This is a genomic window from Cellulosimicrobium sp. Marseille-Q4280 (genome assembly GCF_943181405.1).
Taxonomy (GTDB): Bacteria; Actinomycetota; Actinomycetes; order Actinomycetales; family Cellulomonadaceae; genus Cellulosimicrobium.
The window spans coordinates 341,101-365,480 of the sequence record NZ_CALPBY010000003.1; the positions used below are offsets into that span (position 1 = coordinate 341,101).

General features: G+C 74.1%; 22 protein-coding genes. 5 read left to right on the forward strand and 17 right to left on the reverse strand.

Annotated elements, in window-relative coordinates; all coding sequences use genetic code 11:
* Positions 1–83: 83 nt before the first annotated feature.
* From era to NFS20_RS09850, 9 genes are all read right to left on the reverse strand, one after another.
* The gene (gene era / locus NFS20_RS09810) at positions 84–1,034 is read right to left on the reverse strand and encodes a GTPase Era (protein ID WP_251151583.1); all 951 of its coding nucleotides are present in this window, start codon (positions 1,032–1,034) and stop codon (positions 84–86) included.
* Positions 1,031–2,353: a hemolysin family protein gene (locus tag NFS20_RS09815; RefSeq protein WP_251151584.1), complete on the reverse strand. Its 1,323-nt coding sequence runs from the start codon at positions 2,351–2,353 to the stop codon at positions 1,031–1,033. Before NFS20_RS09815 ends, era begins: the two co-directional genes overlap by 4 nt.
* Entirely contained in the window at positions 2,350–2,802 is a 453-nt protein-coding gene (gene ybeY / locus NFS20_RS09820) for an rRNA maturation RNase YbeY (RefSeq protein ID WP_251151585.1), read from the reverse strand. The genes NFS20_RS09815 and ybeY overlap by 4 nt, the downstream gene beginning before the upstream one ends.
* On the reverse strand, positions 2,799–3,896 hold the full coding sequence (locus tag NFS20_RS09825) for a PhoH family protein (protein ID WP_251151586.1): 1,098 nt from the start codon (positions 3,894–3,896) through the stop codon (positions 2,799–2,801). Before NFS20_RS09825 ends, ybeY begins: the two co-directional genes overlap by 4 nt.
* A 151-nt stretch (positions 3,897–4,047) precedes the next feature.
* Entirely contained in the window at positions 4,048–4,398 is a 351-nt protein-coding gene (locus tag NFS20_RS09830) for an HIT domain-containing protein (protein WP_251151587.1), read from the reverse strand.
* Between the two features lie 64 nt (positions 4,399–4,462).
* Positions 4,463–5,251, reverse strand: coding sequence for a 16S rRNA (uracil(1498)-N(3))-methyltransferase (locus tag NFS20_RS09835; RefSeq protein ID WP_251151588.1), 789 nt, complete (start codon positions 5,249–5,251; stop codon positions 4,463–4,465).
* Positions 5,252–5,277: 26 nt separating this feature from the next.
* Entirely contained in the window at positions 5,278–6,402 is a 1,125-nt protein-coding gene (gene dnaJ, locus NFS20_RS09840) for a molecular chaperone DnaJ (protein ID WP_251151589.1), read from the reverse strand.
* A 94-nt stretch (positions 6,403–6,496) separates the two neighbouring features.
* Positions 6,497–7,513 (reverse strand): heat-inducible transcriptional repressor HrcA, encoded by a 1,017-nt coding sequence (gene hrcA / locus NFS20_RS09845; protein ID WP_251151590.1) that lies wholly within the window; start codon positions 7,511–7,513, stop codon positions 6,497–6,499.
* Between the two features lie 91 nt (positions 7,514–7,604).
* Complete coding sequence (locus tag NFS20_RS09850) at positions 7,605–9,056, reverse strand: MFS transporter (protein ID WP_251151591.1); 1,452 nt, start codon at positions 9,054–9,056, stop codon at positions 7,605–7,607.
* A 115-nt stretch (positions 9,057–9,171) separates the two neighbouring features.
* On the opposite strand from NFS20_RS09850, the gene NFS20_RS09855 reads away from it, so the two are divergent.
* Positions 9,172–10,032, forward strand: a complete 861-nt coding sequence (locus tag NFS20_RS09855) for a DUF3097 domain-containing protein (RefSeq protein ID WP_251151592.1) — start codon at positions 9,172–9,174, stop codon at positions 10,030–10,032.
* Between the two features lie 70 nt (positions 10,033–10,102).
* On the opposite strand, the gene NFS20_RS09860 is transcribed toward NFS20_RS09855, so the two are convergent.
* The 5 genes from NFS20_RS09860 to lepA all read right to left on the reverse strand — a co-directional run bounded on the left by NFS20_RS09860 (position 10,103) and on the right by lepA (position 18,090).
* Positions 10,103–11,164 (reverse strand): DUF2189 domain-containing protein, encoded by a 1,062-nt coding sequence (locus NFS20_RS09860; protein WP_251151593.1) that lies wholly within the window; start codon positions 11,162–11,164, stop codon positions 10,103–10,105.
* A gap of 159 nt (positions 11,165–11,323) precedes the next feature.
* Positions 11,324–12,553 carry a DUF2189 domain-containing protein gene (locus NFS20_RS09865; RefSeq protein WP_251151594.1) on the reverse strand — a complete coding sequence of 410 codons (1,230 nt, stop codon included), beginning with the start codon at positions 12,551–12,553 and terminating at the stop codon, positions 11,324–11,326.
* Positions 12,554–12,720: 167 nt separating this feature from the next.
* A complete protein-coding gene (locus NFS20_RS09870) occupies positions 12,721–14,868 on the reverse strand; it encodes an acyltransferase family protein (protein ID WP_251151595.1) in 2,148 nt (715 codons plus the stop codon).
* On the reverse strand, positions 14,865–16,187 hold the full coding sequence (gene hemW / locus NFS20_RS09875) for a radical SAM family heme chaperone HemW (RefSeq protein WP_251151596.1): 1,323 nt from the start codon (positions 16,185–16,187) through the stop codon (positions 14,865–14,867). The genes NFS20_RS09870 and hemW overlap by 4 nt, the downstream gene beginning before the upstream one ends.
* A gap of 7 nt (positions 16,188–16,194) precedes the next feature.
* A complete protein-coding gene (gene lepA / locus NFS20_RS09880) occupies positions 16,195–18,090 on the reverse strand; it encodes a translation elongation factor 4 (protein WP_285821119.1) in 1,896 nt (631 codons plus the stop codon).
* 213 nt (positions 18,091–18,303) lie between these two features.
* Here lepA and NFS20_RS09885 point away from each other — a divergent pair, with 213 nt between their 5' ends.
* Together NFS20_RS09885 and NFS20_RS09890 are read left to right on the forward strand one after the other, a co-directional pair.
* Positions 18,304–18,864 (forward strand): type 1 glutamine amidotransferase domain-containing protein, encoded by a 561-nt coding sequence (locus tag NFS20_RS09885; RefSeq protein ID WP_251151597.1) that lies wholly within the window; start codon positions 18,304–18,306, stop codon positions 18,862–18,864.
* A gap of 52 nt (positions 18,865–18,916) precedes the next feature.
* Positions 18,917–19,630 carry a maleylpyruvate isomerase N-terminal domain-containing protein gene (locus NFS20_RS09890; protein WP_251151598.1) on the forward strand — a complete coding sequence of 238 codons (714 nt, stop codon included), beginning with the start codon at positions 18,917–18,919 and terminating at the stop codon, positions 19,628–19,630.
* Positions 19,631–19,651: 21 nt separating this feature from the next.
* Here the strand turns inward: NFS20_RS09890 and NFS20_RS09895 are convergent, their stop codons facing one another.
* The 3 genes from NFS20_RS09895 to NFS20_RS09905 are packed head-to-tail and all read right to left on the reverse strand — an operon-like array spanning position 19,652 to position 23,150.
* Positions 19,652–20,494 (reverse strand): transglutaminase family protein, encoded by an 843-nt coding sequence (locus NFS20_RS09895; protein WP_251151599.1) that lies wholly within the window; start codon positions 20,492–20,494, stop codon positions 19,652–19,654.
* Positions 20,491–21,423, reverse strand: a complete 933-nt coding sequence (locus tag NFS20_RS09900; RefSeq protein ID WP_251151600.1) for an alpha-E domain-containing protein — start codon at positions 21,421–21,423, stop codon at positions 20,491–20,493. The genes NFS20_RS09895 and NFS20_RS09900 overlap by 4 nt, the downstream gene beginning before the upstream one ends.
* The gene (locus NFS20_RS09905) at positions 21,417–23,150 is read right to left on the reverse strand and encodes a circularly permuted type 2 ATP-grasp protein (RefSeq protein WP_251151601.1); all 1,734 of its coding nucleotides are present in this window, start codon (positions 23,148–23,150) and stop codon (positions 21,417–21,419) included. The genes NFS20_RS09900 and NFS20_RS09905 overlap by 7 nt, the downstream gene beginning before the upstream one ends.
* 126 nt (positions 23,151–23,276) lie before the next feature.
* On the opposite strand from NFS20_RS09905, the gene NFS20_RS09910 reads away from it, so the two are divergent.
* Positions 23,277–23,876: a type II toxin-antitoxin system PemK/MazF family toxin gene (locus NFS20_RS09910; RefSeq protein ID WP_251151602.1), complete on the forward strand. Its 600-nt coding sequence runs from the start codon at positions 23,277–23,279 to the stop codon at positions 23,874–23,876.
* Between the two features lie 194 nt (positions 23,877–24,070).
* Positions 24,071–24,331 carry a 30S ribosomal protein S20 gene (gene rpsT / locus NFS20_RS09915; RefSeq protein ID WP_251151603.1) on the forward strand — a complete coding sequence of 87 codons (261 nt, stop codon included), beginning with the start codon at positions 24,071–24,073 and terminating at the stop codon, positions 24,329–24,331.
* Positions 24,332–24,380: the final 49 nt, after the last annotated feature.

A 24,380-nucleotide genomic window follows, 5' to 3' on the forward strand; every position in this document is an offset into this window, starting at 1 on the left:
GCCGCGGCGTACGCCCGGATCCCTGGTGCCGGCCCCTCGGTCGAGCGGGGGCAGTCCCCCGCCCCTGCGTGGACGGCACGCCGTCAGAAGCCCAGCCGGTGCAGCTGCTTGGGGTCGCGCTGCCAGTCCTTCGCGACCTTGACGTGCAGGTCGAGGTAGACGCGCGTGCCCAGCAGCGCCTCGATGCCGTGACGCGCACGGGTGCCGACGTCGCGCAGGCGCGAGCCGCCGCGGCCGATGACGATCGCCTTCTGGCTGTCGCGCTCGACGAAGAGGTTGACGCGCACGTCGAGCAGCGGCGGCTTGCCCGACGCCTCGTCGCCCGAACCCTCGCGGGGCACGATCTCCTCGACCTGGACGGCGAGCGAGTGCGGGAGCTCGTCGCGCACGCCCTCGAGCGCCGCCTCGCGCACGAGCTCGGCGACCATGACGGCCTCGGGCTCGTCGGTGAGCTCGCCCCCCGGGTAGAGCTCGGGGCCCTCGGGCAGGTGGGTGACGAGCACGTCCGTGAGGACGTCGACCTGGTACCCGTCCTGCGCGGAGACCGGGACGATGTCGACCCAGCCGCCCGCCTGCTCACCGAGGCGGTCGACCGCGAGCAGGTGCGCGGCGAGCGTCCCCCGGTCCACCAGGTCGGCCTTCGTCACGACGGCGACCACCGGCGTGCGGTGGCGACCGCGCCGCACCTCGGCGAGCTCGTTCGCGATGAACCGGTCGCCGGGGCCGATCTTCTGGTCGGCGGGCAGGCAGAACGCGATGACGTCGACCTCGGTGAGCGTGCCGCGCACCAGGTCGTTGAGCCGCTCGCCCAGCAGGGTGCGCGGCCGGTGCAGCCCCGGGGTGTCGACGAGGACGAGCTGGGCGTCGGGGCGGTGCACGATCCCACGGATCGTGTGCCGCGTCGTCTGCGGCCGACCGGAGGTGATGGCGACCTTCTGGCCGACGAGCGCGTTCGTCAGCGTCGACTTGCCGGCGTTGGGGCGACCCACGAGGCAGGCGAACCCGGAACGGTGCTCGGGCAGGGGGGTGCTCATGGGGTGTCCTTCGCGGTGGGGGGTGCGTGGTCGAGAGAGGCGGCACGGGAGCCAGCGTGGGAGTCGGAGCGGGAGGCGACGTGGGAGTCGGAGCGGGAGGCGACGAGCGTCGCGAGCTGCTTGCGGCGGCCCTGCACCCGGTCCGCCTCGAGGTGCAGGCCGTGCACGTCGGCGGAGGAACCGGGCAGCGGGACCTTGCCGAGCGCCTTGGCGAGCAGACCGCCCGCGGTGTCGACGTCGTCGTCGTCGAGGTCGAGGTCGAACAGCTCGCCGAGCTCCTCGACGCCGAGACGCGCCGGCACACGGAGCCGACCCTCGCCGAGGTCCTCGACCTCGGGCTCGGGGCGGTCGTGCTCGTCCGTGAGCTCGCCGACGATCTCCTCGAGCGCGTCCTCGATCGTCACGAGACCGGCGATGCCGCCGTACTCGTCGACGACCATCGCCATGTGCGACGACGAGGCCTGCATCTCGCGCAGGAGGTCGTCCGCAGGCTTGGACTCGGGGACGAAGATCGCGGGGCGCGCGACCTCTCCGACCGGTCGCGAGGCGTCGCCCGGTGAGGTCTCCAGGACGCGCACGACGTCCTTGAAGTAGGCGACGCCCACGAGGTCGTCGGCCGACGTCCCCGTGACCGGGACGCGCGAGAAGCCCGAGCGCAGGAAGAGCGACAGCGCCTTGCGCAGGGGGGTGTCGCGGGACGTCGTGACCATGTCCGTGCGCGGCACCATGACCTCGCGCGTGAGCGTGCTGCCGAGCTCGAAGACGGACCGGATGAGCTCGCGCTCCTCGTCCTCGATCACCTCGGACTCGTTGACACGGTCCACCATGTCCTGTAGCTCACGCTCGTGCGCCCCCGCGTCCGGGGCCGGCGCGAGCCGGGTGAGCCAGCGGGTCGCGGCCGTGACCGCCGTCAGCAGCCCCGACAGCGCGACCAGCACCCGCACGGCGTGACGCCGCCCGAGCGAGCGCGGGCTCACCCGCACCACGACGAGGCCGACGACGACGCTCGCCGCGAGCGCGACGAGCAGGACCTGCCACCACGGCTCGAGCCACGCCGCGACGAGGAGGGTGAGGCACGTGACGGCGACCATCTCGACGACGACGCGCGCGAACCCGACGGACCGGGCCGTCGCGGCCGGGTCGGCGAGCAGCGCGAGCGCACGACGGGCTCGCGGGGACGCGGCGCCGGGCTCGCCCCCGTCCGCGACCGCGGCGCGCGTCACCCGTGGGACCGCGGCCTCGGCCGCGCTCAGCGCGGCGGCGAGCAGGACCGCGACGACGGTCAGCGTCGCGAGGAGCGCGACGGGTTCTCCGCTCACCGGCCCGCGAGGAACGTCAGGAGGAGCTTGCGCTGCAGCGCGAACATCTCCTTCTCCTCCTCGGGCTCCACGTGGTCGTAGCCGAGCAGGTGGAGGATGCCGTGCGTGGTGAGGAGGAGCATCTCCTCCGCGGTCGAGTGCCCGGCCGCGCGCGCCTGCTGGGCCGCGACCTCGGGGCACAGCACGACGTCGCCGAGCTGCCCCGGGCCCGAGACCTCGCCGTCGCGACCGGGCCGCAGCTCGTCCATGGGGAACGACAGGACGTCCGTGGGCCCCGGCTCGTCCATCCACCGCACGTGCAGCTCGGTCATGACGTCGGTGTCGACGAAGAGGATCGACAGCTCGCTCTGCGGGTGCACGCGCATCGCGTCGAGCACGTACCGCGCGAGCGCGGCGAACTCCGCCTCGTCGACCTGCGCCTCGGTCTCGTTGTTGACCTCGATGCTCATCGTCCGCCTGCCCGTCCGTCGTTCCGCTGGTGGTCCGCCCGTCGGCCACCCCGCGGTGCCTCGCGGTCCCGTGCCGGCGCCGTCGCGACGTCCCAGCGGGCGTAAGCGTCGATGATGTCGCTCACGAGCCGGTGGCGCACGACGTCGGACGACGTCAGCCGGCAGAACTCGACGTCGTCCACGCCGGTGAGGACGTCCTCGATCACCCGCAGGCCCGATGCCGTGCCGCCCGGGAGGTCGACCTGCGTCGCGTCCCCCGTGATGACCATGCGCGAGCCGAACCCGAGGCGCGTGAGGAACATCTTCATCTGCTCGGAGGTCGTGTTCTGGGCCTCGTCGAGGATGATGAACGAGTCGTTCAGGCTCCTGCCCCGCATGAACGCGAGCGGCGCGACCTCGATCGTGCCGGCGTCGATGAGCTTGGGGATCGCGTCCGGGTCCATCATGTCGTGGAGCGCGTCGTAGAGCGGTCGCAGGTACGGATCGATCTTCTCCGTGAGCGAGCCGGGGAGGAAGCCCAGGCGCTCGCCCGCCTCGACGGCGGGTCGCGTGAGGATGATCCGGTTGACCTGCTTCGACTGCAGCGCCTGCACGGCCTTGGCCATGGCGAGGTACGTCTTGCCCGTGCCCGCAGGACCGATGCCGAAGGTGATGGTGTTCGCGTCGATCGCGTCGACGTACCGCTTCTGGCCGACGGTCTTCGGGCGGATCGTGCGCCCGCGGCTGGACAGGATGTTGAACGTGAGCACCTCGGCAGGTCGCGACGCCGTCGCCGCGGTGAGCATGCGGATCGACCGCCGGACGACGTCGGCGGTGAGCTGGGTGCCCGCCTCGACGACCTCGACGAGCTCGTCGAGCAGGCGGGACGCGAGCGCGACGTCCCCTGCCTGGCCGGTGACGGCGATCTCGTTGCCGCGCACGTGCACGTCCACGGCGGGGAAACCGTCCTCGACCGCGCGGAGCACGGAGTCGCCGCTGCCGAGGAGCGCGACCATCGGGACGTGGCCCGGGATGACGATGCGGTGCTCGACCCGGTGCTCGGAGGGTCCTCCGTCCGGCGAGCCGGGTGCGGTGTCTCGTGGCAGGGATGTCATGAGCCGGCTTGCGCCGCTTCGCTCCTTCGTTCGGGCAGTGGTACGGGTGGGACACGTGCTACGGGTGGGACGGGTGGGACACGTGCCCTGGGGCACGCCTCCATCGTACCGAGCACGCGGTGGGCGCACACGCCCTTTCGTCGGGCGCCGGTCAGGCGGGCGACCAGCCCAGCTCGGCCCCGGCGACGACGTGCCCGTGCACGTGGAACACGCTCTGCCCGGCGCGAGGCCCGGAGTTGAAGATCAGGCGGAACTGCCCGTCCGCGAGGTCGCCCGCCACCTCGTCCGCGAGCGCGACGACGTCGCTCAGCAGCTCCGGGTCGGCCGCGGCGAGCTGCGCGATGTCCCCGTGGTGGTCGCGCGGGACGACGAGGACGTGCACGGGCGCCTGCGGGTCGATGTCCCGGAACGCGATCGAGCGCTCGCTCGTCGCGACGACGTCCGCAGGGACCTCGCCCGCGACGATCCGGCAGAAGAGGCAGTCGGTCTCGGTGCTCGTCATGCGGCCGAGGCTAGTCCACGACCCCGGTCCCCGCCCGGGCCGGCACCCGGTCGGCCGCCCGTCGTCAGGCGCGGTCGACGCCCCAGCGCCCGAGCCGCTGCGCGAGGAGCGCGATGGCCACGGGTCCCGCCGTGGACGTCCGCAGGACGTGCGGCCCCAGCCGGGCGGCGACCGCCCCCGCGGCGGTCAGCGTCTCGAGCTCGCGCTCGGAGATCCCGCCCTCCGGCCCGACGACGACGAGCACCTCCGGGGCCGGGGCGCCGTCCGCCGCGGGCGCGGGCAGCGGGACGTCGGCGAGCGCCGTCGTCGCCTCCTCGTGGAGGACGAGCACGAGGCCTCCCGCGGCGAGCGCCTCCGCCGCGCGCACCGCGAGACCGCGCGAGTCGACGGGCTCGGCGACGAGCGGGAGTCGCGCCCGCCGCGCCTGCTTCGTCGCGGTGCGCACGGTCGCGAGCCAGCGGGCCCGCGACCTCGCCGCACGCTCGCCGCGCCACACCACGACGGAGCGCTCCGCCTGCCACGGGACGACGGCGTCGACGCCGACCTCGGTCGCCGCCTCGATGGCCATCTCGTCGCGGTCGCCCTTCGCGAGCGCCTGCACGAGCGTCACGACGACGTCCGGCGCCGGCTCGCGGTCGACCTCCTGGACGAGCAGCGTCACCGTGCCCGCGTCGGCGTCCTCGACGACGCAGCGCAGGCGCACGCCGTCGCCGTCGACGACGTCGACCCGCTCGCCGCGCGCCTTGCGCTGCACGACCCCCGCGTGGCGCCCCTCGGCCCCGTCGAGGACGTACCGGTCGCCGGGGGCGACGCGGTCGATGCCGGTCTCGGCCAGGAAGACGGGGGCGCTCACGGGCGCGGCTCGCTCACGGGCATCCCTCAGCGTCCGGAGAGCTTGTCGCGCAGGCGCGAGAACACGCCCGGGTGCGCGGCGGACAGACGCGGGTCGGGACGCTCCTCGCCCCGCAGCGTCGCGAGCGAGCGCAGGAGCTGCTCCTGCTCCTCGTCGAGCGCCGTGGGGACCTGGACCTCGATGTGCACGTTGAGGTCGCCGCGACCCGCGCCGTGGAGGTGCCCGACTCCCAGGTTCTTCAGCGTGACGATCTGGCCCGGCTGCGTGCCGGGGCGCAGGTCGATCTCCTGCGCGCCGTCGAGGGTCTCGAGCTCGAGGACGGTGCCGAGCGCGGCCGCCGTCATGGGCACCTGGAGCGTGCAGTGCAGGTCGTCGCCGCGGCGCACGAACGTGTCGTGGTTGCGCTCACGGATCTCGACGTACAGGTCGCCGGCCGGACCGCCGGCCGGGCCGACCTCGCCCTGCGACGTGAGCTTGATGCGCGTCCCGGTGTCGACGCCCGCGGGCACGTTGATGCTGATCGTGCGACGGCTGCGGACCCGGCCCTCGCCCGAGCACTCCGCGCACGGCTCCGGGATGACGGTGCCGAAGCCCTGGCACGCGGCGCACGGGGCGCTCGTCATGACCTGACCGAGGAACGAGCGCGCGACGCGCTGGACCGTGCCGCGGCCGTGGCACACCTCGCACGTGCGCGGCGAGGTCCCGGGGCGGCAGCACGAGCCGCCGCACGTGCCGCACACGACCGCGGTGTCGACCTGGAGCTCGCGCTTGGCGCCGAACGTCGCCTCCGCGAGGTCGATGTCGAGGCGCACGAGGGCGTCCTGGCCGCGGCGCGCCCGCGGGATCGGGCCCTGCTGCGCCTGGCCGCCACCGAAGAAGGTCTCGAAGATGTCCTGGAAGCCGAAGCCGCCGCCCATCGGGCCGCCGGCCCCGCCGCCCGGGGCGGTCGGGTCCACGCCGAGGTCGTACTGCTGACGCTTCTCCGGGTTGGACAGCACCTCGTAGGCGCGCGCGACGTCCTTGAACCGGTCGCCCGACTCCTCCCCCGCGACGTCGGGGTGCAGCTCGCGGGCGAGCTTGCGGTAGGCCTTCTTGATCTGGTCCGGGCTGGCGTCGCGGGCCACGCCGAGGATCTCGTAGTAGTCGCTCACACGTCACTCTCTGCTGGTGCCGGGCGCCGGGGATCGGGCCCGACGGGGTCGATGGTCGTCGATCGGTCGTCGGTGGTCGTCGCTGCGCGGCCGGTCACGTGCCGAGCGCCCGCGACAGGTAGCGGGCGACCGCGCGGACGGCGGCGATCGTCCCGGGGTAGTCCATGCGCGTGGGGCCGATGGAGCCGACCAGGGCGACCGTGTCCCCGTCGTTACCGTAGCCCGTCGTGACGACGGACGTCTCCACGAGCCCTTCGAGCCGGTTCTCGTGACCGATCCGGATGTTGACGCCGGACTCGGCGGCCATCTCCGTGAGGAGTCCGAGGAGCACGACCTGCTCCTCGAGCGCCTCGAGGACGGGGCGCAGCGCGTGCTCGAAGCGCATGCCGGCACGCGCGAGGTTCGCCGTCCCGGCGAGCACGAGGCGTTCCTCGCTCTCCTCCGCGAGCGTCTGCGCGACGAGCTCGCCGACCGCCCGCACGAGCGGGGCGTCGTCGGGGTGGAACGTCTCCGCGACCTCGGCGAGCCCCGGGGTGAGGTCCGCGAGCCGCTTGCCTGCGGCGGCGGCGTTGAGCCGGGCGCGGGCCTCGGCGAGCGTGCCCTCGTCCGGGACGCTGGCGACCTCGAGCGTGCGCTGCTCGACGCGCCCCGTGTCGGTGATGATGACGACGAGGAGGCGCTCCTGCCCGACGGGGACGAGCTCGAGGTGGCGCAGCCCCGAGCGGCGCAACGACGGGTACTGCACGACGGCGACCTGGCCGGTGAGCTGCGCGAGCAGCCGTCCGGCGCGCGCGATGACGTCGTCGAGGTCGACGCCCTCGGACAGGAACGTCTCGATCGCGCGCTTCTCCGGCGCGGAGAGCGGCTTCACGCCCGAGAGCCGGTCGACGAAGAGCCGGTAGCCCTTGTCCGTCGGGATGCGGCCCGCCGACGTGTGGGGCTGCGCGATGTACCCGGCGTCCTCGAGCGCGGCCATGTCGTTGCGGATCGTGGCCGGCGAGACGCCGAGGCCGTGGCGCTCCGTGAGCACGCGCGACCCCACGGGCTCGCGCGTGAGGACGTAGTCCTCGACGATCGCCCGCAAGACCTCCAGCCGGCGTTCCTCGCTCACGTCCACCTCCTGCGTACCCGCGTACCGCGTGCCGCCACCCGGCGCTGCACGCACCCGGGGCATCGGCACTCTCGCCCGTCGAGTGCCAACTCTACGCGGCCGGTGCCCGGGTCGAGGCTGCCTCCGCTCCGCGCGAACGCAGGTCGACCAGACCGACGACCAGCGCGACGGCCACGAGGCCGATGGTCACGAGCATCGCGCGTCCCGTCGCCCGCGCGCCGTCGACCCCGGCGGCGAGGCCCCCGTAGTACACCGAGAGGATCACCGAGATGCCCACCGCGGACCCGATGCGCTGACCCACCTGGATCATGCTCCCGGCCACCCCGCCGCTGGCGACGGGCACCTCGGCGAGGGCGAGCGTCTGGTTGGGCGCGATGACCATGCCGCTGCCCGACCCGGCGACCAGCAGCGCCGCCGCGAGCGCCCACCCGACGACGGCGGGCTCGTCCCCGAGCGTCCGGACGACCACGTCCGCGGTCACCATCCCCGCCAGCACGAGCACCAGACCGGCGACGACCAGGCGGCGACCGAGCCGCGCGACGGCGCGACCGGCCAGCCAGGCGGAGACCCCGGAGGCCGCCGCGAACGGCATCCCGACGAGCCCCGACTGGAGCGGCGTGTAGCCGACCTCGTCCTGCAGGTAGAGCGTGACGACGAGGAAGATCCCCGTGAAGCCGGCGAAGTACGCCATGCCGAGCAGCGCACCGTTGCGGAACGACGAGAGCCCGAGGACCTGCGGGTCGAGCACGGCGGCCCCGGTCCGCCGCTGGTAGCGACGCTCCCAGGCCACCGCCACGACCCCCACCGCGAGACCCAGGGCGAGCCACCACCAGCGCGACGGGTCGTCGTCACGACCCGTCGTCGTGACGAACGGCAGCATGACGGCGACCGTCACCGCGGCGAGCAGGGCGAGCCCGACGAGGTCGAGCCGGCGCGGCCCGCGCCCCCGCGCGGGTGCGGGCGCGGGGACGAGCCGCCACGCGAAGGGCAGCAGCACGGCGATCACGGGGATGTTGACGAGGAAGATCCACCGCCAGCCGTCGGCGGAGCCGGCGACCGCGAGGATGACGCCGCCCAGCAGCGGGCCGATCGCCGTCGAGACGCCGATGGTGGCCCCGAACAGGCCGAACGCCCGCCCGCGCTCCGCACCGGCGAAGAGCTGCTGGATCAGGCCCACCACCTGGGGGTTCAGCAGTCCGGCGCTCACACCCTGGAGCAGGCGCGCGACGCCGAGCAGGTCGTCGGTCGGGGCGAGCCCGGACGCGAGGCTGAACACCGCGAACCCGACCAGCCCGGCGATGAACAGGCGACGGCGCCCGCCCGCGTCCCCGAGCCTGCCCGCGGGCACGAGCGCCAGGCCGAACGCGAGCGTGTACCCGGCGACGATGAGCTGCAGCTGGCTCGGGCCGGCGTCGAGCGACTCCTCGATGGAGGGCAGGGCGACGTTGACGATCGACACGTCGAGCGTCGTGACGAACCCGACGGAGAGGCACACGGCCAGGACGCGCCAGCGCTGCCGGTCGCGCTCCGGGGTCTCGGTCACCGCACCGTCGTACCACCCGGCACGCCGGTCCGCCCGTCCGGAGGGACGGTGCGGCGAGACGTGCGGGGCGTGTCGCAGCGCCGCGCGGCGCGACACCCGAACCTAGGGTGGCTGCGTGCCTGCAGACCGCTACGGATCCGACGTCCTCGGGGGCCCCGCGACGCCCCACCACCGCGCGCGCCGCGTCTCGCGCCCCCAGGCGGCCGAGCGCGGCCTCGTCGTCGAGGAGGTGCAGACGGGCTGGGTGGGGGCGGTCGTGCGGGTCGAGAAGTCCGGTGGCATGCACGTCGTCGTCCTCGAGGACCGTGCGGGCCGCACGCGGACGTTCCCGCTCGGCCCGGGGTTCTGGGTCGACGGCGCGCCCGTCGAGCTGACGGCGCCCGTGACCTCGCGGGCGCCCGCCGCACCCGCACGGACCGCGTCCGGGTCGCGGGCGGTCGCCGGTCAGCGGGCCCGCGTCGCGCGCGGCAGCCGCATCTGGGTCGAGGGCAAGCACGACGCCGAGCTCGTCGAGAAGGTCTGGGGCGACGACCTGCGCGTCGAGGGGGTCGTCGTCGAGCTGCTCGACGGCGTCGACAACCTCGCCGACGCGCTCGCGGACTTCGGCCCGACGCCGCAGCAGCGGGTCGGGGTGCTCGTCGACCACCTCGTGCCGGGCAGCAAGGAGCAGCGCCTCGCCGACGCGGCCCTGCGCACGGTCCCGCGGGGGACGGTCCTCGTGCTGGGCCACCCGTACGTCGACGTCTGGCAGGCCGTGAAGCCGGGGCGGGTCGGCCTCGAGCGGTGGCCGGTGATCGAGCGCGGCACGGAGTGGAAGCGCGGCATCCTGCGCGAGCTCGGCTGGCCGGCGTCGTCCCAGGCCGACGTCGCGCGCGCGTGGCAGCGCATCCTCGGCACGGTCCGGAACTACGCGGACCTCGAGCCGTCGCTGCTCGGGCGGGTCGAGGAGCTCATCGACTTCGTGACGGCGCCCTGACCCTCGGTGACGGCGCCGCACTCGACCGGCCGGCACCCCGCAGGGCGCCGGCCGGTTCGGTGGACGACGGTCAGGCGGGCACCTGGCCGACGAGGCGGCGGTAGGCGAACGCGACGGCGACGTAGCTCAGCGGGATCGTCACGAACAGACCGAGCCCGCACGGGATCGCGCCGAGGATGTTGATGCCGAGCAGCGCGAGCAGGAGCAGGAAGACCGACCCGAAGTTCTTCGCGACGACCGACCAGCTCGACCGGATCGCGCTGATCGCGTCCTGGCCCTGGTCGAGCGTGAAGTAGTAGACGAACGCGGAGAAGATCACGACGGCGATGCCCGGCAGGACGCACAGGAACAGGCCGATCGTGGTGAGGATCGTGACGAGGAAGGCGGCCAGGACGACGTTGACGACGTTCCCGATCCGGAAGAAGGCTGCGACGTCCGGCCGCCGCCCCGCCGACTCGTCGAGCGCACCCCGCGTGAGGAACGCCGTGATGAGATAGCTGATGATCGCGCCGAGGACCGAGAGCAGGACGCTCGTGACCGTGATCCCGCTGACTGCCGCGAAGTTCGTGTCGCCGAAGTCGTAGGAGTCCGTGAACCGGTCGAAGCTGCCCGTGATGAGGTTCCACGCGACGTTCACGGCGATGAGGATCAGCGCGACCAGGATCCACGGACCGAGGTTCGACGTGACCTTGCGCCAGGCGTACGAGATCGCCTCTCCCACGGCGAAGGCGGGACCCGTGTACCCGCTCGCCGGTGCCGCGGGCGGCGGGTATCCGGGCGTGGCGCCCGGCGGGTAGCCGCCTCCCGGGCCGGACGTCGGCGGGGGGTATCCGGCGCCTGGTGGCGGGTATCCGGCCTGCGCACCCGCGACGGGCGGCGGGTAGCCGACGTCCGGTGGCGTTCCCGTGTCCCCCGAGGTCCCGTACGAGGGCGGGCCTTCCTCCGGCGACGGCTCCGCCGGCGCGGGCTCTGCCGGCGCGGGCTCTGCCGGCGCGGGCTCTGCCGGCGGGGGCTCTGCCGGCGGAGGCCCAGCCGGCGACGAGGCCTGCGACGCGTCCTGGTCGGCGCCTCCGGCCCCCTCGGGGCTGTCGCGGCGTGGTTCGTCGCCGGGGTTGGCGGGATCCTGCGTCATGGGTCCACCTCGCTCCTTCTCGGGACGGCGTCCTGGCTCCTACGATGACCGCTCCTGCCGGCCACCGCTCGCCGGCGCGCCGAGCGGCCTCGAGAGACCGGCCGGCACGAGAAGAGGGAGTCGCCGGGCGGCACCTCCCTCTCGTCGTGCGCAGGACCGTCAGACGGGCTGCTCCTGGTTGAGGCGTCGGTAGACGTACGCGGTGGCGATCTGGGCGACGGGCAGCGCGACCAGCAGGCCGACGTAGCAGAGCAGCGAGCCGACGATCTGCGCGGCGTAGACCGCGAGGAACAGCAGCAGGACGGTCGCGAGGTTCCTGCTCACGACCGTGAAGCTCGCCTTGAACGCGTCGAACACCCCGAGGTTCTTGTCGATGACGTAGAAGATCGTGAAGAGGGCGAAGAACGCGAAGACGATGCCCCCGACGATCGTGATGCTCAGGATGCCGATCGCCAGCCCCATGAGCAGCGCGGTGAGGATGACGTTGCCGACGTTCGGCAGGCGGAAGAAGTCGGCGTACTCGAGCTTCTTGCCGCGCGTGACCAGCAGCGAGACGTTGACGACCACGCCCTGCACGAGGAACCCGAGCACGGCCATGACGGCGATGAACGCGAAGAGGCCGAACCCGAAGACGAGGCCGCCCGAGGTGCTGATCTCGTTCGTCACGGGGTCGATGCTGGTCGCGGCGGTACCGATCAGCAGGGCGTAGAACACGATGCTCAGCACGGCCAGGGCGGCGACGTACGTGAGCACGCCGCCGATGATCACGCCCGCGTTCTGCGTGAACTTGTTCCAGCCGTACGTGAACGCCTCGCCGATCTGCACCGGCTGGCCGACCTGGCCGTAGGGCGTCCCCGGCGGCGGGTAGCCGGGCTGGCCGTACGGCTGACCCGGCGGCGGGTAGCCCGGCTGGCCGAACGGCTGACCCGGCGGCGGGTAGCCCGGCTGGCCGAACGGCTGACCCGGCGGCGGGTAGCCGGGCTGGCCGTACGGCTGACCGGGTGCCGGCTGCTGGCCGTAGGGCTGTCCCGGCGGCGGCCCCTGCCCGTACGAGGGCTGCCCCGCGGGCGGCGACCCGTAGGGCTGGGCGGGCGGCTCGCTCCCGGGAGACGGGGCAGGGTCCGGTCCGCCGTAGGGCGAGACCGGGGGCTCGGCAGGAGCCGCCGACGGTGTCGGCTCGCCGGGAGCCGACGAGGTCGGCTCGGCCGGGGGCGCGCCGGCGGTCGTGTACGGGTCCAGCGGTGCAGCCGGCTCGGGCCGCGCTGCGGGCTCGGGCTGCGCTGCGGGCTCGGGCTGCGCCGCACCGGGCAGGTCGGGTGCCCCCGGCTCCTGCGGCACGCTCGGGTCGTTCTCGTCGCGCGGCGGGCCGCCGGCGCTCGTGTCGCTCATCGCGTCTCCTCGTTCGGTACGACGACCGCCGGCGCGCACCGACGTCCCCCGGTGTGGAGGACTCGTGCCATTCGCACATTTCGCGGTCGGGTACACGATGTCGGCAAACACCGGCGGGCGCTAGACGAAACGCCGACCCGGGCCCCGGTTCACCCGCGCCGTCACGGTCACCCGAGGGCGGCGGCCCGCGTCAGACCGTCGAGGACGACCGAGGCGTAGGCACCCGACCCTGCCTGCGTCGGGTGCACCCCGTCCGGGCCGAGGAGGGAGGGGTCGGCCGTGGCCGTCGCCGACCAGTCGGCGACCACGACCCCGGGGTGCCTGCTCGCCGCGGCGACCATCTGGCCGTTGGTCGGTGCCACCCATGGCCGGTCCGCGTAGCCCGTCACGAGGACGACGCGGGGCTCCGGACCCACGGCGGCGAGGACCGCATCGAGGGTCGCGGCGCTCGCGGTGCTGTTGGTCCCGAGCGCGACGACGACGAAGGGACGCAGGGTGCCGGCGTCCCGCAGCGCCGCCAGGATCGCCGGGGCGTCCTGGATCTGCCGGGAGACCGCGCCGTCGACGTAGACGCCCGGCAGCGCGGCGGACAGCGCGGGGGTGCTCGCGAGCGTCACGGAGTCCCCGACCACGGACACCTGGTCGCCCGCGGGCGGCACGGGGGGCGCCTGGTCCTCGGGAGCGCCTGCCTCCGTGGGGACGCTCGGGTCCGGCGGCCCCGGAGCAGCGGTGTCCTGACCGGCAGGGTCCTCGGGCACGGAGTCCTCGGCTGCCGGGGCCCCGGTCGCGGGGGCCACGGGAGCGAGGGACTGCGGTGCCGACGCGGCGGAGCCGGCCTCGCGGGTCTCGCGCGCGGCCCGCTCCCCTGCGGCGATCTGCTGCTCGACGCTCGACGTCGCGGGCGCCACGACGACCCCCGTGACGGCCAGCCCGAGGACGACGGTGCAGGCCGCGGCCAGCGCCCAGCCCGCGCTCGAGAGCGCGCCCTGCTCGCCCGCGCGGGGACGCGCCGTGCGGGCGAGGCGGTGCGCCGCGCCGCGCAGGCCGGAGGTGAGCACGGGGCGTTCCACGTACCGGTACGAGGCTGCGGCCGCCACCACGGTCACCGTGAGGGTGACTGCGACCACCACGGGGTCGACGTCGCCGGGCGGGCGGGGACCGGCCACCGCGCCGACGAGGACCAGCACCGGCCAGTGCCACAGGTACAGCCCGTACGACCGTCGTCCGACCCAGCCGAGGGGACCCTTGTCGAGCAGCGCTCCCAGCCCTGGCAGGCAGACGATCGCGTTGAGCAGCGCGGCGGCCGCCACCGCGCACACGACCAGACCGCCGCGGTAGGTGAGCTCCGCGTCCCAGCGGAGCGTCGCGACCGCGACCACGAGGACGGCCAGGCCGGCGACCCCGCCGAGGAGGACCCCGAGCCGCCCCCGGTCGGTGCGTACGCGCGGCCCGCCCGGGAGGAGGGAGGTGCGTGTCCCGGCCACGACGGGCGGAGCGCCCCCGTCGGTGCCCGCCGAGGCGCTCCGGTCGACGGGTCGCACGTGCCAGAACGCCAGCGCCGCCCCCGTCATGAGCGCGAACAGGTGGGTGTCGGTGCCGACGTAGACGCGCGTCGGGTCCGTCCCCGGCTCGTACAGCACCACCATGAGCGCGGCCGAGGCGAGCGCCATCGCGCCCGCGACCCACGGCGTCGCGCGGCGCAGCGGGCGGACCGAGCAGAGCACGACCACGAGCACGGGCCACAGGAGGTAGAACTGCTCCTCGACCGCGAGCGACCACAGGTTGCCGAAGAGCTGCGGCAGGAGCGCACCCGAGTACGTGGCCCCGTTCGCGACGTCGACCCAGTTGCTCGTGAAGGTCGCCGCGCCCACGAGCTGCGGGCCGATCCCGACGAGCACGTCGCCCCCGACGACCGCGGCGGCCGCCGTGCAGACGACCACCACGAGGACGAGGGCGGGGAGCAGCCTGCGGGCGCGGCGAGCCCAGAAGGAGCGCAGCCCGATCCGACGGCGGTCGCGCTGGTCGCGCACGAGGAGGGTCGTGATGAGGAAGCCGGAGAGGACCAGGAAGACGTCGACGCCGAGGAACCCGCCGGGCACCGCGCCGGGTGCCAGGTGGAACGCGACGACGGCGGCGACCGCGAGCGCGCGCAGGCCGTCCAGGCCGGCCATGCGGCGGTAGCGGACCGTCGGGCGTCCCGGTCGGCGGGAAGCGACCGGCGACCGCACGTGCCCGACGACGCGGCGCGGCTCGGGCGTGGACCCGGACGCGGGCGCACGCGGAGACGTGCGCGTCGCGTCCTGGGTCGTCGTCACTCGTCCGAGATCTCCCGCACCACCGTGTCCGCCAGCAACCGTCCCCGCAGGGTGAGCACCCCTCGGCCCGCGACCGCGGCCCGACCGTCGAGGAGCCCGTTCGCGACGAGCCCGGCGACGGCGTGACGTCCCGCCGTCGAGAGCACCGACAGGTCCAGTCCCTCGCGCAGCCGCACCTGCAGCATGACCCGCTCGAGGTGCGCCTCGCCGCGCGTCAGGAGCTCGCGCCCCGCCGCAGGGCTGGACCCCGCCTCGAGCAGCGCCGCGTACCGACGCGGGTGCTTCACGTTCCACCATCGCACGCCGGTCCGGCCGTCCCGCGGCGGCGCGCCCGCCGGGTGCGTCGTCGTACCGGACGGGGCAGCCGCGATGTACGAGTGCGCGCCGGGGCCGATCCCCCACCAGTCGTCGCCGCGCCAGTAGGCCAGGTTGTGCCGGCAGCGGTCATCGTCCGTGCGTGCCCAGTTGCTCACCTCGTACCACCCGAGGCCGGCAGCCGTGAGCAGCTCGTCCGCGAGCTCGTACTTCGTCGCCTGGTCGTCCTCGCTCGGGAGCGTGAGCTCCCCGCGCCGGACCTGGGCGGCCATCTTCGTGCCGGGTTCGACGACGAGCGCGTACGCCGACACGTGGTCCACGCCGGTCGCGAGCGCCGTCGCCAGGCTCGTCCGCCAGTCGTCGACGCTCTCCCCCGGCGTGCCGTAGATGAGGTCGAGCGAGACCTTGAGCCCCGCCTCGGTCGCCCACCGCACGACGTCGGGGATGCGCCGCGGGTCGTGCGTGCGCTCGAGGGTCGCGAGCACGTGCGGCACGGCGGACTGCATGCCGAACGACACGCGCGTGAACCCCGCGGCGGCGAGCTCGGCGAGCGACGCGGGCGTGACCGAGTCCGGGTTCGCCTCGGTCGTGACCTCGGCACCGGGCGCCAGCCCCCACGCGTCGCGCACGCCCGCGACGAGACGACCGAGGTCGCCCGCCGGGAGCAGGGTCGGGGTCCCGCCGCCGACGAAGACCGTCGAGACCTGCCGCTCGGGAAGGCGCGCGTCGCGCAGGACGCGCGCCGCGAGGTCGATCTCGCGCAGCGCCGTCGTCGCGTAGGACGACTGGCTCGCGCCGCCGCCCAGCTCGGACGCGGTGTAGGTGTTGAAGTCGCAGTACCCGCAGCGCACCGAGCAGAACGGGACGTGCAGGTAGACGCCGAACGCTCGCCCCGACGCAACGTCCTCGGCGGGCGCCGGGTCGCCGGGACCGGGGCGACCGACCCACGCGGGGAGGGCACCGTCGTCGGGCACGGGCTCGCCGTCCGGCAACGACGGACTCACACCGGGCTCACTTCTTGGACTTGTCCTTCGTCTCCTTGCCGCCCGCGCCGTCCGAGGAGAGCGCGGCGATGAAGGCGTCCTTCGGGACCTCGACGGACCCGATGTTCTTCATGCGCTTCTTGCCCTCCTTCTGCTTCTCGAGCAGCTTGCGCTTGCGGCTGATGTCTCCGCCGTAGCACTTGGCGAGGACGTCCTTGCGCATGGCCCGCACCGTCTCGCGCGCGATGACCCGGGCGCCGACGGCCGCCTGGATCGGCACCTCGAACTGCTGGCGCGGGATGATCTCCTTGAGCTTGGCGGTCATCATCACGCCGTAGTCGTACGCCTTGTCCTTGTGCACGATCGCGCTGAACGCGTCCACCTGGTCGCCCTGGAGCAGGATGTCGACCTTGACGAGGTCGGCGGCCTGGTCGCCCGAGGGCTCGTAGTCGAGCGACGCGTAGCCGCGCGTGCGGGACTTGAGGTGGTCGAAGAAGTCGAAGACGATCTCGGCGAGCGGCAGCGTGAAGCGCAGCTCGACCCGGTCCTCCGACAGGTAGTCCATGCCGAGCATCTGCCCACGACGGTCGTTGCACAGCCCCATGACCGTGCCGACGAACTCGCTCGGCGCGAGGATGGTCGCGCGCACGACCGGCTCGACGACCTCCTTGATCTTGCCGCCCGGGAACTCCGACGGGTTGGTCACCTTGACGACCGTGCCGTCCTCGAGCGTGACGTCGTAGACGACGTTGGGCGCGGTCGAGATGAGGTCGAGGTCGAACTCGCGCTCGAGGCGCTCGCGCACGATCTCCAGGTGCAGCAGGCCGAGGAACCCGACGCGGAAGCCGAAGCCGAGCGCGACGGACGTCTCGGGCTCGTAGTTCAGCGCGGCGTCGTTGAGCTTGAGCTTGTCCAGGGCGTCGCGCAGCGTCGGGTAGTCGGAGCCGTCGACCGGGTAGAGCCCGGAGAAGACCATCGGCTTCGGGTCCGAGTACCCGCCGAGGGCCTCGCTCGCCGGCTTCGCCGCGTTCGTCACCGTGTCGCCGACCTTCGACTGGCGCACGTCCTTCACGCCCGTGATGAGGTAGCCGACCTCCCCGACGCCGAGACCCTTCGTGATGATCGGCTCGGGCGAGATGACGCCGATCTCCAGGAGCTCGTGCGTCGCGCGCGTCGACATCATGACGATGCGCTCGCGCGGGTTGAGGTTGCCGTCGATGACGCGCACGTACGTCACGACGCCGCGGTAGGTGTCGTACACCGAGTCGAAGATCATCGCGCGTGCCGGGGCGTCCGCGTCGCCGACCGGGGCCGGGACGCGCTCGACGATCCGGTCGAGCAGGACCTCCACGCCCGCGCCGGTCTTGCCGGAGACCCGCAGCACGTCGTCCGGGTCGCCCCCGACGAGCCCGGCGATCTCCTCCGCGTACTTCTCCGGCTGCGCCGCCGGGAGGTCGATCTTGTTGAGGACCGGGATGATCTCGAGCTCGTTCTCCATCGCGAGGTAGAGGTTCGCGAGCGTCTGCGCCTCGATGCCCTGCGCCGCGTCGACGAGCAGCACCGCGCCCTCGCACGCCGCGAGCGACCGCGAGACCTCGTACGTGAAGTCGACGTGGCCCGGCGTGTCGATCATGTTGAGCGCGTAGGCCTGGTCGGCTCCCGACGGGTCGGGCCGCCCCCACGGCATGCGCACCGCCTGCGACTTGATCGTGATGCCGCGCTCGCGCTCGATGTCCATGCGGTCGAGGTACTGCGCGCGCATGGCGCGCGGCTCGACGACGCCCGTGAGCTGCAGCATGCGGTCGGCGAGCGTCGACTTGCCGTGGTCGATGTGCGCGATGATGCAGAAGTTGCGGATCAGCTCGGGCGGCGTGGCCGCCGGCTGGATCCGGGTGCTCAGCTCGGCGCTGGGGATCGGGGACAACGCGGGTGCGCTCCTGTGACGTCGGCGATGGCGTGGGCTCGGGCAGATGTGGGCCCGAATCTCGGTCGGCGGTCACGCCGGTGGTCCGGCGAGCCGACACGGACGTCCATTGTCCCACGCGCCCCCCGGCCCCCGGGACGGGCCGCCTCGTCCTGCGAAGCCGCGGGTGCCGACCTAGCGTGGAGAGGGAACCCCCCACGAGAGGAGACCACCGTGCCCGCAACGGACCTGACCGGCCGCCGCGTGCTGGCGATCGTCACCAACTACGGCGTCGAGCAGGACGAGCTCGTCGTCCCGCTCGACCACCTGCGCGGCGAGGGCGTCCGCGTGGACGTCGCCGCCGTCTCCACGGACGACGTCCAGACGCTCGTGGGCGACAAGGACCCCGGCCGCGCCGTGACGCCGGAGCTCACCTTCGGGGACGTCGACGCCGCCTCCTACGACCTCCTGCTGGTCCCCGGCGGGACGCTCAACGCCGACTCCTTGCGCCTCGACGACGCCGCGATGGAGATCGTGCGGACCTTCACCACGGGCGGCAAGCCCGTCGCGGCGATCTGCCACGGCCCGTGGGCCCTCGTCGAGACGGCGGCCGTCGAGGGCAAAACCCTGACGAGCTACCCCTCGCTCGAGACCGACGTCCTCAACGCGGGCGGGGCGTGGGTGGACCGCGAGGTCGTGCGCGACGACGAGGGCGGCTACACGCTCGTGACCTCCCGCAACCCCGACGACCTCGACGCGTTCCTGCGCGAGGTGGACGCGGTGCTCGCGGCCTGACGGCGCGGGCCGCGCCCGTCGCCGTGTCCGTGGCGCGGTGCATACTCCCTCCATGGACGACCGGCTCGCTCTCCTCGGTCGGCTGCAGGACGCGTTCCTCACGGACGTGCCTGGCGCCGACCCGCGGGCGCCCGTGCCGGCATGCGGACGGTGGCGCGTGCGGAACCTCGTCGAGCACGTCGGGCGCATCCACCACTGGGCCGCGGCGCAGGCCCGTCGCCGGCAGGAGACGCCGCTCGGCAGGGGGCCGTTCGACCTCGCGCCGTTCTACGCCGAGCAGGCCGCCGAGCTGCGCGAGACGCTCGCGTCGCTCGACCCCGACGCCCGCGCCTGGACGCTCCTCGAGACCGACGACCCCGGCTCGACCGTACGTTTCTGGCACCGTCGTCAGGTCCACGAGACGCTCGTCCACCTTCACGACCTGCGCGCCGCGACGGGCCGGGTCGTGGACGACGTCGCGCCGGACGTGTGGGCCGACACGGTCGACGAGGTCGTGACCGTCGTGCAGCCGCGCCAGGTCCGCCTGGGGCGCATGGCCCCGCTCGAGCGGCCCGTGACGCTGGCCGCCACCGACACGCCTCGCACCTGGGTGCTCGGCGCCGCCGACGGCACGCCGGCCGAGGTGCGCCTCGCGGCGCCCGCACGGGAGCTCGCCCTCGTCCTGTGGCGGCGCGTCCCGCCCGACCCCGCGGTCGCCGCCGGCCTGACGCTCGACGGCGACCGGACCGCGCTCGACGCCGCGCTCGCCGAGCGCATCACGCCGTGAGCGCCGCTCGCGACGCACGGCTCAGCGCAGGCGCGTGATCTCCACGGTGACGTCCAGCTCGCTCGCACCGGCGCCCGCGTAGACCCCGGTGAGCGGCGCGACGTCGCGGTACTCGCGCCCACGCCCGAGGACCACGTGGTCGTGCCCGACGGGTCGGCGGTTCGTCGGGTCGAACCCGTACCAGCCACCCGCCCACCACTCGACCCACGCGTGGGACTCCCCCGCCACGGGCTCGCCGAAGGCCGCGTCCGGGCGCGGGTGCAGGTAGCCCGAGACGTAGCGCGTGGGGATGCCGACGCTGCGCAGCGCGCCCGCGCACAGGTGCGCCATGTCCTGGCAGACCCCCTGACGCGCGTCCCACGCCTCGCGCGCCGGGGTGTGCGCCGTCGTGACGCCGGGGACGTAGTCGAGGTGGTCGCGCACCGCGAGGCACACCGCCTCGGCGGCGGCGTGCGGCTCGAGACCCGCGGAGACGTCGAGCGCGAGGGCGGCGACGTCGTCGGGCACCGCGGTCGTCGGGGTGTCCGCGAGGAACGCCGCGTGCGCGTCCAGGGTGCGCTCGTCGCCGAGGTCCGTCCACGACGGCGGCGCGGCGGGCGCCGCCTGCTCCCGCACCTCGACCGTGCTGTGGGCCCGCAGGACGAGCCGCACGTGCGGCTCGAGCACCTCGAACACCGTGACGGTCGTCCCCCAGTAGTCGGTGTAGTCGTGCGACCACGTCGTGGGGTGCACCCGGACGCTCGCCTGCTCGACCACCTGGAGCCCGCCGGACACGGGCGTCATGCGCGCCTCGTTGTAGGACGCCGTGATCGGTTCGGCGTACTCGAACGCGGTCGTGTGCACGACCCGCAGGACGCTGCTCACAGGGCCTCACCCACCCAGGTCGTCACCGCTCCGGACGGGAAGTAGCGCGCCCGCACCGCGTCGGAGGCCCGCGAGCACGCGCGCTGCACCCGTTCCATGGCGTCGGGCAGTGACGCGAGCAGGTCCGACAGGCGCGCGTACTCGAGGCTCGTGCGCACGATCCCGAGCTCCCGGCGCGCCTCGTCGGCGACGCCGTGCCGGCCCTCCAGCGGACCGAGCTCGCGCAGGCAGCTCTCCGCGGTCTCGAGCGCGTGCACGATCGAGCGCGGGAAGAGCCGGTCGAGGAGGAGGAACCCCGCCGCGCGCTCGTCCGACGCCAGACCGCGGTTCGCCCGCAGGTAGGACTCGTGCGCGCCGCACGAACGCAGGAGCGTCGTCCAGCCCGGGCCCGCCGGGCCGAGCCGGGCCTGCGTCGTCACGAGCCGCGCCGTCATGTCGGCGCGCTCGATCGACCGGCCCAGGATCATGAAGTGCCACGTCGCGTCGCGGCTCGTCGCCGAGTCCATGAGACCGGCGACGATCGCGGCGCGCTCGCGGGCCCACGAGAAGTACTCGTGCGGCGGCGCGGTCCGGATCGCCCCGAAGACCTGGTTGCGCGTCGTGTTGAGGCACTCCCAGAGCTCGGTCGAGACGATCTCGCGCGCCCGGCGCGCGTTCTCGCGCGCCGCGACGAGCGAGCCCGCGACCGACGACGGGTCGATCTGGTCGTGCGCCAGGAGGCGCAGCACGTGCTCCCGGTCGACCAGCGTGCCGTCGTCCGGCACCGGGTGGTCCATCACCGCGAGGAGCGCGCGGCACGCGAGGTCCTCCTCCGCCCACGGGTCCTCGGAGAGGAGCTGCACATGGACGTCGAGCAGGCGAGCCGTGTCGTCCGCGCGCTCGACGTACCGCCCGATCCAGAACAAGGACTCCGCGATCCGGCTCAGCACGTGCCCACCTCCTCGGGCGCGGACGACGGCAGGCCGTCCCGCGACTGCTGCTCCACCCGGTGCGGTCGCACCGGTTGCTGCTGTTGCTGTTGCTGTTGCTGCTGTTGCTGTTGCTGCTGCTGTTGCTGCTGGGCGGTCCGGCCGGCACGGCCCGGGTCGTCCGCCGGGTTGGTCACGAGCGGGACGCCGGGCGCCGTCGGGGCGTCCCCGTCGGCCGCGGGACCGGCCGGCACGGTCCGCACGGTCCGCACGTCCGCGGGGTCGGCCGGACCGGCGGGAGCCTCCGGCCGGCGCTCCTCGCGCGCGAGCACCCACGTGTCCTTCGAGCCCCCGCCCTGCGAGCTGTTGACGACGAGCTGCCCCTCGGGCAGCGCGACACGGGTCAGGCCGCCCGGCAGGACCCACACGTCGCGGCCGTCGTGCACGGCGAACGGCCTCAGGTCGACGTGCCGCGGACGGAAGGCCCCGTCGACGAAGGTGGGCACCGTCGAGAGCTGCACCACCGGCTGGGCGATCCATCCTCGCGGGTCGGCCTGCAGGCGCGACCGCAGCACGTCGAGCTCGGCGCGGCTCGCCGCCGGGCCCACGACGATGCCCTTCCCGCCCGAGCCGTCGACGGGCTTGACCACGAGCTCGTCGAGCCGGTCGAGCACCTCGGCGAGGGCTGCGGGCTCCTGCAGCCGCCACGTGTCGACGTTGGGCAGGACGGGCTCCTCGCCGAGGTAGTACCGCACGAGGTCCGGGACGTACGTGTAGACCAGCTTGTCGTCGGCGACCCCGTTGCCGACCGCGTTGGCGATCGTGACGGTGCCGAGCCGGGCGCACGCGAGCAGTCCCGGCACGCCGAGCACCGAGTCGGCGCGGAACTGCACGGGGTCGAGGAACTCGTCGTCCACGCGCCGGTACACGACGTCGACGCGCCGCCGGCCCTCCGTCGTGCGCATGTACACGCGGCCCCCGGCGCAGAACAGGTCGCGCCCCTCGACGAGCTCGACGCCCATCAGTCGGGCGAGGAGCGAGTGCTCGAAGTACGCCGAGTTGTACACGCCCGGCGTGAGCACGACGACCGTCGGGTCGGGGACGCCGTCGGGCGCCGCCGCGAGGAGCGCCGTGAGGAGGCGCTGCGGGTAGTCGACGACGGGCCGCACCCGCAGGCTCGAGAACAGCTCGGGGAACGTCCGGACCATCGCGCGCCGGTTCGAGATGACGTAGCTCACGCCGCTGGGCACGCGCACGTTGTCCTCGAGGACGCGGAACCCGCCGGCCTCGTCCCTGATGAGGTCGACGCCCGCCACGTGCACGCGCACGCCGTTCGGCGGCTCGATGCCCCACGCCTGCCGGTGGAACTCCGACGACGACAGGATGAGCCGCTGCGGCACGACGCCGTCGGCCACGGCGCGCTGCGGGCCGTAGACGTCCGCGAGGAACGCCTCGAGCGCCCGCACGCGCTGCGCGACGCCCCGCGTCACGACGTCCCACTCGTCCGGCTCGACGACCCGCGGCACGACGTCGAGCGGGAAGGGCCGCTCCTCTCCCGCGAAGTCGAACGTCACGCCCTGGGCGAGGTACGCACGGGCGAGCGAGTCGGCGCGCGACGCCACCTCGCCGGCGGTGAGCCGCGTCATCGTCGCGTGCACGCGCTCGTAGCGAGGGCGCAGCGCGCCGTCGTGGTCGAGCATCTCGTCCCAGGCCCGCGACACCGGGTAGTCGTCGAACAGGTCCGCCATGCCCGCACGGTAGGCGCGCCAGGATGCCGGCACGTCACGCGCACGTGTCGGCGGGGTAACGGCGCCCGGACGGGTGTTGCGGGAGGTCGCCCGGTTCGGCCCGTCCGCGCGTGTAGGGTGCCGCGCGTGGCACGCAACCGATGGCTGGGACTGCTCGGCGACGCGGCGCGCGCCGTCGTGCGCGGGATCTCGCGTCCGTCCGGGAGGTCGGGCACCACGGGACGGTCCGCTCCCCCGAGGACCCGCGGGCCTCGTCCGGCACCCCCGCGCTCGGCGGGCCCGACGCCGCGGGGCGCCTCCGGTCCGTCGTCCCGTCCGGGCGGCGCCTACCCCGGCGACTACGCGGGAGCCGTCCGCGCGCGGTACGCGCCCCGGCTCGACGGCGCGCCGGACCCCGGCGAGATCGTGTGGACCTGGGTCCCGTTCGAGGAGGACCACGCCCAGGGCAAGGACCGCCCGGTGCTGCTCGTGGGAACCGACGGACCGTGGCTGCTCGGCGTGATGCTCACGAGCAAGGACCACTCGCGCGACGCGCGCGACGAGGCACGGTGGGGCCGGCACTGGCTCGACATCGGCTCCGGGCCCTGGGACGCGAAGGGGCGTGACAGCGAGGTGCGGCTCGACCGCGTGCTGCGCGTCGACCCGGGTGCGGTCCGCCGCGAGGGCGCGGTCGTCGGACGTGCCGTCTTCGACCGCGTCGTCGCGGGCGTCGCGGCACATCGCTGACCGGCCACCCCGACGCCACGGGCCGACTGGATCGAGAGGGGTCCGGACTGGTAGTCTCGTTGGTCGCGTGTCCGCCCAGGTCGGCGGGCACCGCTCCAGCACCTCTCCACGGGTTCCCCACCCCAGTCCCGGAGCTGGAGCCGCCCTCTACGACCTATCCGCTCGCTTCGGCGAACACACCAGAAAGCTCACACGTGGCCAACATCAAGTCCCAGATCAAGCGCATCCGCACGAACGAGAAGGCTCGCCTGCGCAACAAGGCGGTCAAGTCCGAGCTCAAGACGTACGTGCGCCGCGTGCGCGAGGCCGTCGCCGCCGGCGACAAGGACGCGGCGAGCACCGCGCTCCAGGCTGCCTCGCGCAAGCTCGACAAGGCCGTCTCGAAGGGCGTCATCCACGCGAACCAGGCCGCGAACCGCAAGTCGGCCATCGCGAAGTCGGTCAACGCGCTCTGAACGACGCGTCGCCCCTGAGGCGACCACCGGCTCTCCGCGAGGGGCGCCG

What these genes read in the sequence shown, in the direction of transcription:
- era (WP_251151583.1), bottom strand. Translation starts at nt 1,034, where the DNA reads ATGAGCACCCCCCTGCCCGAGCACCGTTCCGGGTTCGCCTGCCTCGTG.
- ybeY (WP_251151585.1), bottom strand. Translation starts at nt 2,802, where the DNA reads ATGAGCATCGAGGTCAACAACGAGACCGAGGCGCAGGTCGACGAGGCG.
- NFS20_RS09825 (WP_251151586.1), bottom strand. Translation starts at nt 3,896, where the DNA reads ATGACATCCCTGCCACGAGACACCGCACCCGGCTCGCCGGACGGAGGA.
- NFS20_RS09830 (WP_251151587.1), bottom strand. Translation starts at nt 4,398, where the DNA reads ATGACGAGCACCGAGACCGACTGCCTCTTCTGCCGGATCGTCGCGGGC.
- NFS20_RS09860 (WP_251151593.1), bottom strand. Translation starts at nt 11,164, where the DNA reads ATGACGCAGGATCCCGCCAACCCCGGCGACGAACCACGCCGCGACAGC.
- NFS20_RS09865 (WP_251151594.1), bottom strand. Translation starts at nt 12,553, where the DNA reads ATGAGCGACACGAGCGCCGGCGGCCCGCCGCGCGACGAGAACGACCCG.
- NFS20_RS09890 (WP_251151598.1), top strand. Translation starts at nt 18,917, where the DNA reads ATGGACGACCGGCTCGCTCTCCTCGGTCGGCTGCAGGACGCGTTCCTC.
- NFS20_RS09905 (WP_251151601.1), bottom strand. Translation starts at nt 23,150, where the DNA reads ATGGCGGACCTGTTCGACGACTACCCGGTGTCGCGGGCCTGGGACGAG.